Source organism: Myceligenerans cantabricum (assembly GCF_054777735.1).
This window is the reverse complement of sequence record NZ_BAAHAJ010000009.1, coordinates 797952-815021: the sequence shown is the minus strand read 5'-3', so window position 1 is coordinate 815021 and position 17070 is coordinate 797952. Positions and strand designations below refer to the sequence as shown.

The 17070-nt window shown below is 74.5% G+C and carries 16 protein-coding genes; 8 read left to right on the top strand and 8 right to left on the bottom strand.

Annotated features, from left to right (window positions below; genetic code table 11):
- Positions 1–34: 34 nt before the first annotated feature.
- Positions 35–2512 (bottom strand): DNA gyrase/topoisomerase IV subunit A, encoded by a 2478-nt coding sequence (locus tag ACYU96_RS12840; protein ID WP_460753847.1) that lies wholly within the window; start codon positions 2510–2512, stop codon positions 35–37.
- A 260-nt stretch (positions 2513–2772) separates the two neighbouring features.
- On the opposite strand from ACYU96_RS12840, the gene ACYU96_RS12835 reads away from it, so the two are divergent.
- On the top strand, positions 2773–5619 hold the full coding sequence (locus ACYU96_RS12835; RefSeq protein WP_460754638.1) for a GNAT family N-acetyltransferase: 2847 nt from the start codon (positions 2773–2775) through the stop codon (positions 5617–5619).
- 209 nt (positions 5620–5828) lie between these two features.
- The gene (locus ACYU96_RS12830; RefSeq protein WP_460753844.1) at positions 5829–6350 is read left to right on the top strand and encodes an alpha/beta fold hydrolase; all 522 of its coding nucleotides are present in this window, start codon (positions 5829–5831) and stop codon (positions 6348–6350) included.
- Between the two features lie 96 nt (positions 6351–6446).
- On the opposite strand, the gene ACYU96_RS12825 is transcribed toward ACYU96_RS12830, so the two are convergent.
- The 4 genes from ACYU96_RS12825 to sepH form a co-directional block, all read right to left on the bottom strand.
- Positions 6447–7247, bottom strand: a complete 801-nt coding sequence (locus ACYU96_RS12825) for a thymidine kinase (RefSeq protein ID WP_460753841.1) — start codon at positions 7245–7247, stop codon at positions 6447–6449.
- A gap of 16 nt (positions 7248–7263) precedes the next feature.
- Positions 7264–8577 (bottom strand): alkaline phosphatase family protein, encoded by a 1314-nt coding sequence (locus ACYU96_RS12820; protein ID WP_460753839.1) that lies wholly within the window; start codon positions 8575–8577, stop codon positions 7264–7266.
- On the bottom strand, positions 8574–9158 hold the full coding sequence (locus ACYU96_RS12815) for a DUF5998 family protein (protein WP_460753836.1): 585 nt from the start codon (positions 9156–9158) through the stop codon (positions 8574–8576). Before ACYU96_RS12815 ends, ACYU96_RS12820 begins: the two co-directional genes overlap by 4 nt.
- A gap of 203 nt (positions 9159–9361) precedes the next feature.
- The gene (gene sepH / locus ACYU96_RS12810) at positions 9362–10729 is read right to left on the bottom strand and encodes a septation protein SepH (RefSeq protein ID WP_460753833.1); all 1368 of its coding nucleotides are present in this window, start codon (positions 10727–10729) and stop codon (positions 9362–9364) included.
- Between the two features lie 235 nt (positions 10730–10964).
- Here sepH and ACYU96_RS12805 point away from each other — a divergent pair, with 235 nt between their 5' ends.
- Positions 10965–11810 carry an inositol monophosphatase family protein gene (locus ACYU96_RS12805; RefSeq protein WP_460754635.1) on the top strand — a complete coding sequence of 282 codons (846 nt, stop codon included), beginning with the start codon at positions 10965–10967 and terminating at the stop codon, positions 11808–11810.
- Between the two features lie 381 nt (positions 11811–12191).
- Positions 12192–12494: a DUF4193 domain-containing protein gene (locus ACYU96_RS12800; protein WP_460753830.1), complete on the top strand. Its 303-nt coding sequence runs from the start codon at positions 12192–12194 to the stop codon at positions 12492–12494.
- Positions 12495–12585: 91 nt separating this feature from the next.
- Here the strand turns inward: ACYU96_RS12800 and ACYU96_RS12795 are convergent, their stop codons facing one another.
- A complete protein-coding gene (locus ACYU96_RS12795; protein WP_460753827.1) occupies positions 12586–13050 on the bottom strand; it encodes a DUF3093 domain-containing protein in 465 nt (154 codons plus the stop codon).
- Here ACYU96_RS12795 and dut point away from each other — a divergent pair.
- The 4 genes from dut to ACYU96_RS12775 all read left to right on the top strand — a co-directional run bounded on the left by dut (position 13049) and on the right by ACYU96_RS12775 (position 15810).
- Positions 13049–13591, top strand: a complete 543-nt coding sequence (gene dut / locus ACYU96_RS12790) for a dUTP diphosphatase (RefSeq protein WP_460753824.1) — start codon at positions 13049–13051, stop codon at positions 13589–13591. The two genes, ACYU96_RS12795 and dut, sit on opposite strands and share 2 nt — an antisense overlap.
- A 180-nt stretch (positions 13592–13771) precedes the next feature.
- Positions 13772–14515: a DUF3710 domain-containing protein gene (locus ACYU96_RS12785; RefSeq protein WP_460753822.1), complete on the top strand. Its 744-nt coding sequence runs from the start codon at positions 13772–13774 to the stop codon at positions 14513–14515.
- An 11-nt stretch (positions 14516–14526) separates the two neighbouring features.
- The gene (locus tag ACYU96_RS12780) at positions 14527–14895 is read left to right on the top strand and encodes an OB-fold nucleic acid binding domain-containing protein (RefSeq protein ID WP_460753819.1); all 369 of its coding nucleotides are present in this window, start codon (positions 14527–14529) and stop codon (positions 14893–14895) included.
- 81 nt (positions 14896–14976) lie between these two features.
- Positions 14977–15810, top strand: a complete 834-nt coding sequence (locus ACYU96_RS12775; RefSeq protein WP_460753816.1) for a DUF3159 domain-containing protein — start codon at positions 14977–14979, stop codon at positions 15808–15810.
- On the opposite strand, the gene ACYU96_RS12770 is transcribed toward ACYU96_RS12775, so the two are convergent.
- Positions 15752–16417, bottom strand: coding sequence for a potassium channel family protein (locus ACYU96_RS12770; protein WP_460753813.1), 666 nt, complete (start codon positions 16415–16417; stop codon positions 15752–15754). The genes ACYU96_RS12775 and ACYU96_RS12770 overlap by 59 nt on opposite strands.
- Positions 16417–17070 carry a potassium channel family protein gene (locus ACYU96_RS12765; RefSeq protein ID WP_460754633.1) on the bottom strand — a complete coding sequence of 218 codons (654 nt, stop codon included), beginning with the start codon at positions 17068–17070 and terminating at the stop codon, positions 16417–16419. The genes ACYU96_RS12770 and ACYU96_RS12765 overlap by 1 nt, the downstream gene beginning before the upstream one ends.

The following is a 17070-nucleotide window of genomic DNA, read 5'->3' as shown; positions in this document are numbered from 1 at the left end:
GCGAGCGGGCGACGTGGGGGTACCGGAGCCCACGTCAGCCCACGACGGAGATCGGGGTCTCCTGCGGGACGCCCGATCCGTCGCGGCGGGCGTCGACCTCTGGCAGGTCCGCCGGCTGGCCGCCCGCGCCCAGCGCGCGCGGCGGGGCCGCGCCCACCCAGGCCAGGACGAGCCCGTCGAAGCCCTTGAGGAACCGCTGCGAGCGGACGCCGCCCGTCGCGCGGCCCTTGCCCGGGTACAGCTCGAACGGCGTCACCTTGCTCATGCCGGCCTCGACACCCGGCAGCGCGTCCGCGGACCCGGCGATCGTCACCACCGACGCCTCCGTCCCCGTGGCCACGGCGCCGAAGAACACCACCTTCTGGTCCGCGGCCAGCTTGATGCCCGCGACGCCGCCGGCGGACCGGCCCTGCGGGCGTACCACGGAGGCCGGGAAGTGCAGCAGGGAGGAGTCGGACGAGACGAACACCAGCTCGTCGTCGTCGGCGGCGAGCGTGGCGCCCACCACCTCGTCGCCGTCCTTCAGGCCGATGACCGTCCAGTCGTCGCCGCTCTTCGGGACGTCGTTGCTCGCCACCCGCTTGACGATCCCCGCGGCGGTGCCGAGCGCGAGCGTCGGCGCGTCCTCGGTCAGGGGCAGCAGCCCCAGCACGGTCTCACCGGCGGCGAGCTCCACGAGCTCCGAGACGGGCAGCCCGCCGGACAGCGACGGCGCGCCCTCCGTGGGCGGCAGGGTCGGCAGCTCCACGACCGGGACGCGCACCGCTCGTCCGTGCGACGTCACGAGCGCGATCTCGCCGCGGGTGGTACCCACGCAGTCGGCGCGCAGCGCGTCGTGCGCGGCGCGGTTGCCCTCGCGGGACAGGGGCGCGACGTCGGTCAGCCTGGCGAGCAGCCCGGTCGCGGACAGCACCACCCGGGTGGGGGAGTCCGCGATCTCCAGGTTCAGGTCGTCCAGCGCGCCCCGCTTGCCGCGCACGGCCGGGGCGGCGGACCCGACGCTCCCGCCCGCGGCGTCCAGCAGGACGGTGCGGCGCGGCGTGCCGTACGTCTTCGCGGCGTCGCCCATCTCCTTCGACACGAGCCGGCGCAGCACGCTCTCCGACCCGAGGATCTCCTCGAGCTTCGCGATCTCGAGCCGCAGCTCCTCCTGCTCCTTCTCCAGCTCGATCCGCGAGAACTTCGTCAGGCGGCGCAGCTGGAGATCGAGGATGTAGCCGGCCTGCGCCTCCGACAGGTCGAACACGCCCCTCAGGCGTTCGCGGGCGATCGACGCGTCGTCGGACGTCCGGATCACCTGGATGACCTCGTCGATGTCGAGGATCGCGACGAGCAGGCCCTCGACCAGGTGCAGGCGTTCCTGCCGCTTCATGAGGCGGAACTCCGACCGCCGCCGCACGACGACGATGCGGTGCTCGACCCACACGCGCAGCAGGTCCAGCAGCCCGAGCGTGCGCGGCTGCCCGTCCACCAGCGAGACGTTGTTGATGCCGAAGGAGTCCTCCAGCGGCGTCGTGCGGTACAGCTGCTCCAGCACGGCCTCGGGGTCGAAGCCCGCCTTCACCTCGACGACCAGCCGCATCCCGTGCGTGCGGTCCGTGAGGTCCTGCACGGCGGTGACGCCCTGGATCTTCTTGGCCTTGACGCCGTCGGCGATCTTCTCGATCACCTTCTCCGGCCCGACCGCGTACGGTAGCTCGGTCACGACGATGCCGCGGCGTCGCGGCGTGACGTTCTCGATGCGCGCCGTCGCCCGGGTGCGGAACGTGCCGCGGCCGGTGCGGTAGGCGTCACGGACGCCGTCGAGCCCGACGATCTTGCCGCCGCTGGGCAGGTCCGGGCCCGGCACGAACCGCTGCACGTCCTCGAGCGTGGCGTCCGGGTTCTTCAGGAGGTGCTGCGCGGCGGCCACCACCTCGACGAGGTTGTGCGGCGGCATGTTCGTCGCCATGCCGACAGCGATCCCGGAGGCGCCGTTGACCAGCAGGTTCGGGATCGCCGCGGGGAGCACGTCCGGCTGGGTGAGCTTGTTGTCGTAGTTCGGCACGAAGTCGACGACGTCCTCGTCGAGGTCCGCCGTCATCGCCGTGGCCGACGCCGCCGGGCGGGCCTCCGTGTACCGGGGCGCGGCCGGGCCGTCGTCGAGCGAACCGAAGTTCCCGTGCCCGTCGACCAGCGGCAGCCGCAGCGAGAAGCCCTGCGCGAGGCGCACCAGCGCGTCGTAGATCGCCATGTCGCCGTGCGGGTGCAGCTTTCCCATCACCTCGCCCACCACGCGGGACGACTTCACGTGGGCGCGGTCGGGGCGCAGCCCCATGTCGGCCATCATGTAGAGGATGCGGCGCTGCACCGGCTTGAGGCCGTCGCGCGCGTCCGGGAGGGCACGACTGTAGATGACGGAGTACGCGTACTCGAGGAACGAGGACTCCATCTCCGCCGAGACGTCGATGTCGACGATCTTCTCGTGGATCTCGCTCTCGTCGAGCGGGGCGGACGACGGCTTACGAGCCATTCTTCTGGGGCTCCTGCGGGAAGGGTGGACGGGGACGTGTCGCGCGCAGTCCCGGGTGGGGCGCGGCGTGACAGGGCCAAACCTACATCGACTCACCGACACGGACGTCGGACGCACCGCGCACCCGTGGGCTCGGGTACCAGGAACTCTCGCCGGCGCAGGCCGGCCGCGACCGCGCGACCGCGCGACCGCGAGGACGCGAGGACGCGATGACGCGATGACGTGAGGGCGCCGGGCCCGCACCGGCGCGCGCGGCTAGCCTGGGCCGTGTGAGCGACGACGCCGCGGCGGCCCCGGCAGCCGCACCGTACCCCGTGGAGTGGGAGGCCGACGTCGTGCTGCGCGACGGCAGCACCACCCACCTGCGCCCCATCCGGCCCGACGACGCCGACCGGCTGCAGCGGTTCCAGATGTCCCAGTCCGAGCGGTCCACCTACTACCGCTTCTTCGCCGCGCTGAACAAGATCCCGGCGCGGATGCTGCGGCAGTTCGTCACGGTGGACCACGTCGGCCGGGCGGCGCTGGTCGCGGTCCGCCCCGCGGCGACGCCGGACGGCGCCTCCGTGCGGGAGGTGCCCGGTGCCGATGCGCCCGGCGCGGACCCCTCGTCCGCGCCCGGCGAGGAGATCCTGGGCGTGGCGCGCTTCGACGTCGTCCCCGGCCCCGGGCCCCTGACCGCCGAGGTCGCGTTCAACATCGCCGACTCCGTGCAGGGCCGCGGCCTGGGCTCGGTGTTGCTGGAGCACATCGCCGACGCCGCCCGCGAACGCGGGATCCGCCGTTTCGTCGCCGAGGTCCTGCCCCAGAACCGCGCCATGCTCGGTGTCTTCCGCGAGGCCGGGTACGTCACCGAGCAGCACCTCGACGACGGGTTCGTCACCGTCGGCGTCGACCTCGACCCCACCGACCGCTCCCGTGAGGTCATGGCCGACCGCGAGCACCGCGCCGAGGCCGTCTCCATGGCCGGGCTGCTCAGCGCCCGCCGCGTCCTGCTCGTCGGTCCGGGCCCCCTCGGCCACGACGACGGCGGGGCGGACCCGCACCGGTCGCTGGAGGCTCTCCAGGCGGCCCGGGTCGTCGCGTCCCACCACGCCGACCCCGGCGACACCGAGCTCGTCGTCCTGGGCGTCCTCGACGAGCCGGCGGTGCCGTCGTCGGCCGTCGTGCGCGCGGCGAGCTGGGACGACGTCGACGACATCGACCTGCTGCTCGTGGCCGCGCCGCCCGGGCGCGCGATCGAGGCCGTGCGGCGCGCGGCCGTCCGGGGCGCTCGCGGGGTCGTGGTGCTCTCGGGCGGCTACGCGGAGACCGGGCAGGACGGGCTGGCCCGGCAGCGCGAGCTGCTGCGGGTCGCGCACGGGGCGGGGATGCGGGTGGTCGGCCCGGCGTCGTACGGGCTGATCACCAACGTGCCCGGCGCGCGGCTGCGCGCGTCCCTGGCGGAGCACGCGCCGCCCGGGGGAGTGGTCGGGCTGTTCTGCCAGTCGGCCCCGGCGGCGGTCACGCTGGCCGCGACCGCGATGCGGCGCGGGCTGGGGGTGTCGTCGCTGGTGTCGGCCGGGCACCGCGCGGACGTGTCCGGCAACGACCTGATGCAGTACTGGCACGACGACCCGGGCACCGGCGTGGTCTGCCTCTACCTGGAGACGCTCGGCAACCCGCGCAAGTTCTCCCGCATCGCGCGCCGGCTCGCGGCGAGCAAGCCGGTGGTCGTGGTGGTCGCGGGGCGGTCGGGACACGTCGTGCCGCCCGGGCACGTCGTGCGGGCCACCCGGGCGCCGCGCCGGATGCTGGACGAGGTGCTGCGGCAGTCGGGCGTGATCCGGGCGGAGAACACCCACCAGCTCATGGACGTCGCGCAGGTCGCGGCGCACCAGCCGCTGCCCGGCGGGTCGCGCGTGGGGATCCTGGCGGGGTCGCCGACGCTGCTCACGCTGGTGTCGGAGGCGTGCGGCGCGGCGGGCCTGGAGGTCGCGGAGACGGTCGCGCTGGTCCCGGGGGCGTCCGACGACGACGTCGCGCGCGCGGTCGGGACCCTCTACGCACCGGACGCCTGCGACGTCGTCGTCGTGGTCGACGTGCCCGTCGTCGTGCCACGGTCCGACGGGATCGCGCGCGCGGTGGCCGCCGCGGCGGCCCGGACCGGCCGGACCACGGTGGCGAGCATGCTCGGGCTGCACGGGATGCCGGACGTGCTGGCTTCGGGCGACGTACGGGTCCCCGCGTTCTCCACGCCCGAGGACGCGGTGTGGGCGCTGGGCGCGCTGGCACGGTATGCGCGATGGCGCCAGCAGGACCACGGGGGACCGGTGCGCGCCGAGGGCGTGGACCGCGCCCGGGCGCGGGAGATCGTGGAGGGCGCTCTCGGGGACGGCGCGGCCGGGGAGAGGACGGCCGGGCAGAGCGCGGCCGCACCCGTGCTGCTCGACGACGGCCGCACCGCCGAGCTGCTCGCCTGCTACGGGATAGGGCTCTGGGGAAAGCGGACGGTCGCCTCGCCCGACGAGGCGGTGGCCGCCGCCGACGAGCTGGGCTGGCCGGTGGCGCTCAAGATCGCGACCCCCGCGCTGCGGCACCGCGCGGACCTGGGCGGCGTGAAGCTCGACATCGCCGAGGAGTCCGAGCTGCGCGCCGACGCCGCGCGGATGCAGGCCGCCGCCGGCTCGCTCGTCCCGGCCGTCGACCCGGTGCTGGAGGTCCAGCAGATGGCGCCGCCCGGGGTCGCGTGCGTGATCCGGAGCCGGGAGGACGAGCTGTTCGGGCCGGTGGTCTCGTTCGGGCTGGCGGGCGACGCCACCGACCTGCTGGACGACGTGTCGCACGGGGTGCCGCCGCTCACGGACGTCGACGTCGCGCGGATGGTGCGCGGGGTGCGGACCGCGCCGCGGCTGTTCGGCTACCAGGGGGCGCCGGCGGCGGACGTGGCCGCGCTGGAGGACGTGTTGGCCAGGGTCTCGATCCTGGCGGACGACCTCCCGGAGCTGGCCGCGCTCGAGCTGTACCCGGTGACGGTCGCGGAACAGGGCGCGTCGGTCCTCCACGCCACGGTCCGCCTCCACCCGGCGACCCGCCGCACGGACCCCCTCCGCAGAGCCCTCCCGGAGTAGTGCGCCACGTCTCCGCGGTGTGGTCGGTCTTCTGGTGAGAGGTCGGTACATTGAACGACCGATCTCTCACCAGAAGACCGACCACGTCCGGGGTCGCTGCCGGGGGACCCATCACGTCCGGGGGTTCTCCCGGGGCGGATCGGGCCGGCGGTCGGTTGCGGGACGGGCCGACCGTGTCGGCGGGCGGTCACGAGCGGCAGGAGCATGACATGTCACGCAACGCCATCATCTTCCACGGGACCGGGGCGTCACCCGGGGCGCTCTGGTACCGGTGGCTCGGCGACCGGCTCGCCGCGCGCGGGTACGACGTCGAGGTGCCGCACCATCCCGGCATCAACATCGAGCCGGTCGCGGAGATGCTGCCCGAGGTCCTCGCGGCGCACACGTTCGACGAGGAGACCGTGCTGGTGGGCCACTCCGGCGGCGCGGCGCTCCTGCTCGCGCTCCTGGAGAGGCTGGACGGCCCGGTCGCCCAGGCGGTGCTCGTGGCCGGATACTGCACGCGGCCGAACGAGTCCGAGGAGCCGGTGCTCCAGGAGTCCTACGACTGGCCCAGGATCCGCGCGAACGCCCGTGACCTGGTCTTCGTCAACTCGGTGACGGACCCCTACGGCTGCGACGCCGCCCAGGGCCGCGTCATGTTCGGCCACCTGGGCGGCACCCAGGTGGTCCGCGACGACTCCCACTTCGAGACCCCCACCCTAGACATCGCCGCCCGCCTCATCCCCTGACCCGCTGCTGAGCGAGCTTCAGCAGGGGATCGAATCCGTTTATCCGTCCCCGAAAGGTCCGCGAGAGCCTATTGAACAACGCTCAGCACGGTGGGGTCAGGCCCAGAGGGACTCGGTGGCGGTGCTGCGGCGGCGGGCCGTGCTCGCGGTCATGCGGCGCATGTGGTGGCGGCGGCACAGCACCTCGTAGGCGACGGAGCCGGCGGTCGCCGCCCGGATGCTGCCTTCGTGGTCCCCGTGGTCCCCGTGGTCCCCGTGGTCTCCCGGCTGGTCGTGCTCTCCGTGGCCGCCGTCGCCCCGGGGGCCGGTGCCCTCGTCGACGCCGGTGCCCGGCCCGGCGGCGCGGTCGGCCCCGGTGTGGTCGTCGTCCGCGGTGTCGCCGATGACGACCTGGTCGCCCTCCGTGACCATGATCCCGTCGACCGTGCGCGCGTTGTGCGTGGCGCGCGCCCCGCACCAGCACAGCGACTGCACCTGCAGCACCTCGATGCGGTCGGCCAGCTCGAACAGGCGCGCGGACCCCGGGAACAGGCGGGTGCGGAAGTCGGTGGTGATCCCGAACGCGAAGACGTCGATCTCGGTCTCGTCGACCAGCCGCGCGAGCTGCTCCACCTGCCGCGGCGAGTAGAACTGCGCCTCGTCGCACACCACGTGGTCGACGGGACGTCCCTCCTGCCGCTCGGCGTGGAGCTCGACCCAGAAATCGGTGTCGTCGAACACCTCGCGGGCGTTCACCTCCAGCCCCAGCCGGCTCGACAGCCGCGCCGCCCCCGCCCGGTCCCCGCGCGTGAAGATCAGTCCGCGCCGCCCGCGCGCCGTGTAGTTGTGGTCGGTCTGCAGGGCGAGGGTGGACTTGCCGGAGTCCATGGTCCCGGTGAAGAAGACGAGCTCGGCCACGGTGCTCCTCGGTGTCTCAGGCCACCGCGGACAGCAGCGGCACATGCATCTCGTACGGGGACAGCGAGCCGTGCACGCCCGGCATGGCGCGCGCCGCCGGCGAGTGCAGGCGCGCGTCGACGACGGTCGCGGCCCCCGCCCCGTCCTCGCCCCCGGTCGCGGCGACCACCACGTCACCCACGGCGTCGCGCACGTGCTCCGGCAGGTCCGCACCGGGGCCGGCCACCGGACCGAACCAGCCCTCGCGGACCGCGTCGCCGCCCAGCCGCACGACGGCGTCGCCGCCCAGCCGGTCCGTCCAGCGCGCCGCGACGTCGGCCGGGTCGACGCCCGGGCGCGCGTACACGTGCAGGGCACGGGGCTCCCCGCCGAGCAGCGCGACGCCGTCGGACAGCACGGGGTCGGCGGCGACGTCGTGCTGCCGTGCCGGGTCCGTGGTGACCTGCCCGTGGTCCGCCGTGACCAGCACGAGCGTGCCACGCGGCACGCTGCGCAGGAGGCGGCGCAGCTCGTGGTCGGTGTCCTCGCACGCGTCGCCCCACTGCGCCGACGTCCAGCCGTGCCTGTGCCCGGCCTTGTCCACGGCGCCCTGGTACAGGTAGACGAGCCGCCGCTCGGCGCCGTCCCGCGTGCGCAGGGCGGCCACGGTGGAGTCGACGGCGTCGGAGAAGCGCGTGCCCGTCACGACGTACTCCGGACCGCGCAGCGCCGCCACCGTCATGCCCGAGCCCTGGTACTTCTCCGGCCCCGGCGCCGTCACGCCGACGCCGCCCGCCACGAGCGACTCCAGCACCGTGGGCTCCCGCTGCAGGTCGCGCGGCGCGACGGGGAACGGCCGCGACATCCGCGGCCCGCGCCGGTACGGGTCGGACTGCTCCTGCCAGGACACGAGCGTGGCCAGCCCGCCCGTGGCCGGGTTGCGCTGGGTGTAGCCGAGAAGCCCGGTGCGGCCCGGCCCGGTGCCGGTGCCGAGGGTGCCCAGGGCGGCCGCCGTCGTGCTCGGGAAGCTGGAGGTGAGGGTGCGGGCCTCGGGCAGGAGGCCGCGCATCGTGGGGGCGTGTCCGCCGCGATCGGCGAGGTTGTGCGTCCCGAGCCCGTCCACGACGACGACGACGCACCGGGTGACCGCACCGAACCCGCCGCCCCCGACGAGCGCGTCGACCGCCGCGCGCGAGTCCAGCCCGGTCGCGGTCGTGAGCTCGTGGCCGAGCGCGCCCGCGGCGGCCGGGAGCACGGCCGCCAGACCGGTCAGGTCGTACGACGGCGCGACGAGCCCGGCGGGCAGGGCGGCCTGTGCCGGCACCCCGGCCTCGTCGGTCTGCGGCCTCACGCGGCGGTGGCCCGCGACAGGGCCTGGGCGAACTCCGTGGCGGCGCGGACGGCGTCCTCGCCCTCGGCCGCCGACGACACCCGCACGATCACGTCGTCCGGCAGCGACTGGCCCGTCAGGCCGTGGTCCGCGGTGCAGTTCGCGTCGCCGCACGTGGCCGGCTCCAGCTCGATGCGGTGTGCGCCGCCCCAGCCGATCGCCAGGTTCAGCTCCAGCCGGGACGCGCCGCCGGGGTGCTTCTCCGGCTCGCCGATGATGTGCGTGAGTGCGACCGAGCGGATCTCCTGCAACGGCACGGCCTCGGTGGTGGCCGCGGCCTGGCCGGGACGGCCGTCGTCCTCGTCGGCCGGCTGGTCGTCGACGTGCGCGGTGACCAGCCGGGTCGGCGTGAGCACCAGGACCGTCAGGTGCCGGCGGACCTCCGAGTCGAACGTGGTCTCGGCCTGCACCAGGTGCGCCACCACGTCCTCGCCGGCGAGCGCGACCTCGAGCAGGTCGGAGACCAGCTGCGGGTAGTACCCGGCACGGTGGAGTCGGGTGTTCAGCGTCTTGCGCGTCGCGGTGACAGGGGCGGTAGGCACCAGGTCATTGTCCCATCGACCGGGACGTGCGGGCCAGTTCGTGGTCCGGTGCCGCGGATCACGGCCCGGCGGAGGCGACGCCGCGCGCCCTGGGGACCGAGCCCGGCGGCGGCCGTGCCCTGTCGTTGACCGAGCCCGGCGACACCTCAGGACCGAGCCCGGCGGCGCCGGGGGCCGGCGTCGGCTCGCGGCGGAGAGCGGCGTCAGCTCTCGGGGCGGGAGCCGAAGACGATCTCGTCCCAGCTCGGCACCTGGGCGCGACCCCGCCGTGCCGAGCGGCGGCGCGCGGACTGCTTCGCCTTGTCGGCACCCGCCTGGTCCGCGGACGGCCGGGCTTCGCGCGCGTCTCGCGGGTCCGGAGTGCCGGTCGAGGCGCCCTGGCGCGTGCCGGCCCCCGCGGGCTCGCCGGTGCCCCTCCCCGTGCTCTGCTCGGCGCCTCCCTCACCCCGGGCGGGCTTGGCGGAGGCGGGTGCGAGCGCCTTGGGGATGGCGCCGGTGAGCGGCCCGCCGGTCTTCAGCGCGGCGGTGCGGGGGCGGCGCTCGCCGTCGTCGTCGGGGCCGGGGATCTCCCACCGGCTCGGGCCGTCCCACCCGAGCTCCTCGTGCGGCTGCTGGCCGGGTTCGGGCGGCGCCCCGCCCTTGCCCCGCCGGGTCCCGAGGTCGACGACGGCGGCCGGAGCCGAGGCCGGGTCGGTCTCGGCCGGTGTGTCCCCGGACGGGCCGGCGGGCCGTGCCTCGGCGGCGGGCGGCGTCGCGGGCACCGGCGGCTCCACGGGCGCGGGCGGCGGAGGACCGTCGGGCCGGCGCCGCCGGGGCGACAGCTCGTCCAGGTCGAGCTCCCCGGCGTCGAGGTCCACGGGCTCGGTGCTGCGCTGCGGGCGCTGGCCCCGGCGCTCGGACAGGCCGTCGAGCAGCAGGTCGGTCTGGTCGTCGACCGCGGGCGCGCGGCCGAACCCGCGCGTGGGGGGCAGCGCCGTCACGGTGCGGGAGACAGGGGTGCCGTCGTCCTCGGGGAGGGCGAGCCAGCGGGCCTCGTCGTCGAGCGCGGTCACCCCGCCGCCGCGCGGGTCGAAGGACCAGCGCGCCACACGCTCGCCGGCCTCGACGTCGAACCGCAGCGTGACCACCCACGGCGCGACGCCGTCGCGGGTCGCTGTCCAGTCGCCGCCCGCGGGGTCGCTCGCGCGCTCGCGCAGGCGCTTGTCGGCGAGGTCCCCGATGGTCGCCGTGCCGCCGTCGTCGGCCATCACGGCCTTCGAGCGGACCTTCCCGACGGCGTGCTCGCGCTCCGAGGCCACCGGGTACTCGAACCTGCGGATCTGCTCGAGCGGCATGCCGGACTCGGTGGCGAGCTCGTCGGCCGTGGCGCCGGCGCGCAGCCGTGCCTGGATGTCCTTCGGGCGCATGGCGAGCTCCTCGTCGACGCTCCGGTACTCCGGCCGCGAGCGGTCGCCGCGCACGGCGGCACGCAGGGCGTCCGTGATGGGCAGCGTGTGCTCGGCGCCGTCGGGGCCGGTGACGACCAGGCGGTCACCGTCCTCGTGCAGCCGTACGAGCTCGAGCTCGTCCATCGTTCTACCTCCGCAAGATCCGCGTGCACCTGCGAGACTGCCACCATCGACCGGATTCGACCAAGAGGCGCGCCGAGCTTCCCGTAGCCGCGGGGCCCCACCGACCGGGTCGCCGGGTTCTCGGAGCAGGCCGCAGCCATTCCCGCACGGAGAGGTCTCAGTACATGCTTTATCACGATGAACCAGGTTTTGCCGGATGAACAGCGAAATTCGTGGGAACGGCATTTCCGGCAAGATGGCGATCGTGAGCGAAACCCCACTTCCCCCCGACATCGAGATCGCGGGCCTGCGCGCTCTCGCCGAGCGCCTCGCGATCACCGCCGGAACGCTCGTGCGCGACGGCCGGCCGGCGACGGTCGAGGTCGCCGCCACCAAGTCGACCGGCACCGACCCGGTCACCGAGATGGACCGCGCGTCGGAGGAGCTGCTGCGCAGCATCCTGGCCGCCGAGCGTCCCGACGACGCCATCCTCGGCGAGGAGGGCGACGACGTGGCCGGGACGAGTGGGCTCACCTGGGTCGTCGACCCGATCGACGGCACCGTCAACTACCTGTACGGGATGGCGGGGTGGGCCGTGTCGGTCGCCGTCGTCGCCGGGCCGCCCGACCCGGCGGAGTGGACGATCCTCGCCGGCGCCGTGCACTCCGTGCCCGAGAACGTCACCTGGTCCGCCGGGCTCGGCGAGGGCGCCACGCGCGACGGCGCGCCCCTGCGGGTGTCGCGCCCCGCGTCGCTGGGGGAGTGCCTGGTCGGCACCGGTTTCGGGTACGACGCCGAGCGCCGGGCGTCCCAGGCGGTCGTGCTGACCCACGTGCTGCCGCAGGTGCGCGACATCCGCCGGCTGGGCTCGGCCGCCATCGACCTGTGCCTGCTGGCGCAGGGGGCGCTGGACCTGTACTACGAGCGCGGGCTGAACCCGTGGGACATGGCGGCGGGCGCCCTCGTGGCGACCGAGGCGGGTGCCGTCCTGACGGGCCTGCGGGGTCGCGCGGCGACCGGGGACATGGTCGTGGCGGGTGCCGAGGAGTTCGTCGCGCCGCTCGCGAAGATCCTCGAGGCCGCGAACGCGGACGAGGGCTGAACCGGGGACCAGGGCGGGGCGAGGAGCCCGGCGAGCACCGAAAAGGGTTTCTTGAAAGGGTATGGCCGGCCCCGGGCGGCCCGGCCGCGGGTGCGCCGCCCCGCTCGCGATCCGCGCGGTGGTACGGATCGCGCCGCAACTGTGTCACGTTGTGAAACGCTTCTGGTCGAATCCCGTTCACCGAAGGGGAGCCCGGCACGTCGGCGGGCTGGTCAGACCGCCCGTCGGGGCAGGTCAGCCAAGACGTGACGCGATTAACACCGATACATGTCGCGCGGCGCGAAAATCTGGTGCAGAATCCGTTCGCCCGTTCGGGAACAAATCCAGGGTGCCACGCATTATCAGCGTGCACCCATCGACAGACCATCCACGGAGACGCACATGGCAACTGACTACGACGCCCCTCGCAAGAACGACGAGGACGTCGAGCAGGACTCGATCCAGGAGCTGCAGGCTCGACGCCAGGACAAGTCCTCCGGCGTCGTGGACGAGGACGAGACCGAAGCAGCGGAAGGGTTCGAGCTTCCGGGCGCGGACCTCTCCAACGAGGAGCTCGCCGTCCGAGTGCTGCCGCGCCAGGCGGACGAGTTCACCTGCTCGAGCTGCTTCCTCGTGCACCACCGCAGCCAGCTTGCCGGCGAGCACGCCGGTCAGCCCATCTGCACGGAGTGCGCCGCTGCCTGACCCAGCGCGCGACGCGAGCAACCCTCGCGAGGAGTTTCGACACCAGGCTGTCACGTCGGACGTGGCAGCCTTTGTCGTACCGGAGCCGCGCTCATGCCCCGCTGGAGGCTTCCTTGGCCAGGGCCGCGACCAGGGCCCGGGGGTCCCGGGTCGAGACGAGCCAGTAGGGGACCGGGTCGTCCGGGTCCTCCAGGGAGACCCGCACGCCCGTGCGCGCCCAGGCGCGGAGGCAGACGTAGGCCCGCGCGTCGAGGCCCGGGCCGAGCTCCCAGCGCATCGCGTCGGCATCGAGCGGCGTCGCCTCGCCGAGCAGCGACAGCGGCACGCCCGCCCGGCCTGCCTGGAGCACGCCCGCGCTCACCCGCACCACGGGCGACGTCGTCGCCAGCGCCACTGCCGCCAGGACGCACACCAGGATTCCCGTCGCGACGCCCAGCGGGGGATCGAGCGGCCACACCACGATCCCGCCGATCACGCCGAGCCCGGCGGTGCCGAGCCAGCCCCCCGGTCCGGGCAGCAGGCGCTCGTGGAACTCGGGGGTCGTGCGGGAGGTCATGGGGGACATCATCCCGTACCCTCGCAGCGTGCCTCACGACGACGCCGCTGGTCCTTCCACCAGCCCGGCCCCCTCCAACCACGGGAGCACCGTGGACGTGCTCATCCAGCTGCTCGACGACGCGGTGCCCGTCCCCGGCTACGCCCACCCGGGCGACGCCGGCGCGGACCTCGTGACCACGCAGGACGTCGAGCTGCCGCCCGGAGGCCGGGCGATGGTCCCGACCGGGGTCGCCATCGCGCTGCCCGACGGGTACGCCGCGTTCGTGCACCCGCGGTCCGGCCTGGCGGCCAGGCACGGCGTGACGATCGTCAACGCGCCCGGCACGGTCGACGCCGGCTACCGCGGCGAGATCAAGGTGACGCTGCTGAACGCGGACCCGCACGAGGCCGTGCGGCTGGCGCGCGGCGACCGTGTGGCGCAGCTCGTGATCCAGAAGGTCGAGCGCGCCCGCTTCCTGCCCGCGCAGACCCTGCCCGGCAGCGCGCGCGGCGCAGGCGGCTTCGGGTCCAGCGGAGGCTGGGCCGCGTCGGGCGCCTGACGGGGCCGCCCGGCAGGCCGCCCGGGGGTGGCCCGCCGGGGCGGCCGGTGGGGCCCGCGGGCCCGGATCGCCGGGGAGCGTGACCTGTCGCGGGGGCGTTGCCCCGGCGTTCAGCAAGCGGGACTAAAGTAGATCGCTGGGTGCGCAGCAGGCGCCCACCCGAGAGGAGATGGTGGCCAAGTGGGTCTGTTCCGACGTGGAGCCAAGGCGACGACGCCCGAACCCGAGCCGCAGGCAGCGGCCGATGCGGTGCAGTCGGGCCCGGCGCACGGTCCGTTCGACCGTCAGGACGTCGACAAGCCCGGTCCCCGGGTCGATCTCGGCGCGATCTGGCTGCCGGTGCTGCCCGGGCTCGAGCTGCGCATGGAGATCGAGAAGAAGACGCAGCGGGTCACCGGCGTGACCGCCGCGCTCGGTGGCTCCAGCCTGCAGCTGCAGGCCTTCGCCGCCCCGAAGTCCGCGGGCATCTGGGACGAGATCCGCACGGAGATCGCCGACTCGGTCGCCCGGCAGGGCGGATCGGTCGACGACGTGCCGGGCGTGTTCGGCCGCGAGCTGCTGGTGCACATGCCGGCGACCGCGCCCGACGGGTCGCCGCGCACCCGCCCCGCGCGGTTCATCGGCGTCGACGGGCCGCGCTGGTTCGTGCGCGGCGTGATCGCCGGGAAGGCGGCGCTCGACAAGGAGGCGGCCAAGCCGCTGGAGTCGGTGTTCGCCAACGTCGTCGTCGTGCGCGACGACAGCCCGCGTCCGCCGCGGGACCTGCTCACGCTGACCCTGCCGCGCCAGAAGAGCGCCGCCACCACGGAGGCCGGGGCCGGGGCCCCGGCCGACGGCGTGCCGACCGCGCCCGCGGGCACCCGGCCCGACGCCGCCGACTTCAACCCTCTGCGCCGCGGCCCCGAGATCACCCAGATCGGCTGAGCGAGGCGAGCATGGGTCTGCGATCGGCGGTCCGCGGGGTGCTGGCCTCCAACGACGAGCACGAGGCGGTCCGGGAACGGGCGGTCGCGGCGCGCGACGCCGGCTGCACGGCCGTGGACTGCCTGGAGGCGCGCCGCCGCGGCAGCGTCACCGGCATCCTGCGCTCCGTGGTGCTGCGGCCGCGGGAGGGCGTGCCCACGGTCGAGGCCGAGCTGTACGACGGGTCGGGCATCCTCGACCTGGTCTGGCTCGGCCGCCGCTCGATCCCGGGCATCGAGCCGGGCCGCCGCCTCCGTGTCGAGGGCATGGTGTCCGACGTGCACGGCCACCGCACGATCTTCAACCCCCGCTACGAGCTCCGTCCCCGCCCGGGCGACTGACGGGCGCTCCCCGTTGACCTCTCTCGCGTCGTCGGGCCGCGTCGGTGGTCCGGGTGCCCGCCGGCACGGCAGACTGTTCCCATGACGCACCGCACCGATCCTGACCTCGCCGCCGAGCGCGACCAGCCCGCTCCCGCCCCCGGGGGCCGTGGTCTCGCCGCGGTGACCGGGGACCAGTTCTCCCCGCTGGCCGCGGTGGGCGGTGTGCGGGGCATGGCCGAGTCCGTCGCGCCGGGTGTGGTGTTCGTCGTGCTGTTCGTGATCCTGCAGGACCTCCTGGTCCCGCTGGTCGCGTCCCTCGCCGTCGCGGTCGCGGCGACCGTGGTGCGGCTCGTGCAGCGCACCCCGCTGACGACGGCGCTGGGCGGGCTGGTCGGCGTCGTGATCGGCGCCGTGTGGGCGTGGCGCACCGGCGACGCCGAGAACGTGTTCGTCTGGGCGCTGTGGACCAATGCCGCCTACCTGGTGGCGATGCTCGTCTCGATCCTCGTGCGCTGGCCGGCGATCGGGCTGTTCGTGGAGGCGCTGGCCTCGGGGCTCACCCCGGACCAGGTGCGCAAGAACGCGGAGGCGGACCAGGCGCCGTCCTCGGACGCCGCGCCCGGTGAGCCCTCCGGCCGGGACCGGGCCGACGACGAGCCCAGCCCCTTCGCCGCGCTGACCGTCTGGCGTCAGGACCCGGCGAAGGTGCGCGCCTACACCATCGCGACCTGGCTCTGGGTCGCGATGTTCGCCCTGCGGCTCGCGGTGAAGACGCCGCTCTACCTCGCCGGGACCGTCGGCTGGCTCGGCACGTTCCACCTGGTGCTGGGCGTGCCGCTGTTCGCGCTCGTGCTGTTCGGGTGCTGGATCGTGATCAGGCCTGTCCTGTCAGGAGGCGCTGCAGCCGAGCCCGGTCGACGCCGGCACCCGTGACGATCAGCAGCTCGTCGTGCCCCTCGAGCGCGTCGTCGTCGCTGGGCACGACGGGCCGCCCGTCGCGCACGATCGTGGCCAGCGCCGTGTCCTCGGGCCACTCGATCTGACCGACGCGGGTACCGATCAGCGGTGAGTCGTCCGGCAGCGTGAGCTCCAGGATGTCCGAGGCGGACTGGTGGAAGCTGAAGATCGGTACGAGGTCGCCCACCGCGACGGCCTCCTCGACCATCGCGGTCATGATGCGCGGCGTCGACACGGCCACGTCCACGCCCCAGGACTCGTCGAACATCCACTCGTTCTTCGGGTTGTTCACGCGGGCGACCGTGCGGGGCACGCCGAACTCCGTCTTGCACAGCAGCGAGAACACGAGGTTGACCTTGTCGTCACCGGTGGCACCGACGACGACGTCGGCGGTCTCGACGTCCGCGTCGTTGAGGCTGGACAGCTCGCAGGCGTCGGCGAGCAGCCAGTCGGCCTCGGGAACCTGCGCGACGCGCATGGCCAGCGGGTTGCGGTCCACGAGCAGGACCTCGTGGTCGTGGCTCAGCAGCTCCCGGGCGATCGACCGCCCCACGGACCCGGCGCCGGCGATGACGACCCGCATCACTCGTCCTCCTCGCTCGGTGCGGTGGTGAGCACGCGTTCGACGTCGTCCGCGGCGTCGGACCGCATGATGAGGTGCAGCAGGTCGTTCTCCTGGAGCACCGTGCGGTCGTCCGGGAGGATGCCCTCCGCGAAGCGGGAGACGAACGCGACGCGCGCGCCCGTGGCGCGCTCGACGTGGCGCAGCGGTGTGCCGATCCAGCCGGCGTGGTAGTCCATCTGCGCGATCCGCACCTTGCCGGACGGGTCGCGGAACTCGTCCGTGGAGCCGAGCGGCAGGATGCGGCGCAGCACCTGGTCGGCTGTCCAGCGCACGGTGGCGACCGTGGGGATGCCGAGGCGCTGGTAGATCTCCGCGCGCTGCGGGTCGTAGATGCGGGCGACGACGTTGTCCACGCCGTACGTCTCGCGCACGACCCGCGCGGACAGGATGTTGGAGTTGTCGCCGTCGGAGACGGCGGCGAACCCGAACGCCTCCTCGATGCCGGCCTGGACCAGCGTGTCCCGGTCGAAACCGACGCCCGTCACCTTCTTGCCCGCGAAGTCCGAGGGCAGACGGCGGAACGCGTCGGTGTTCTGGTCGACGACGGCCACCGAGTGCCCGCGCTCGGAGATGTTCTGCGCGAGCGTGGCCCCGACCCGGCCGCAACCCAT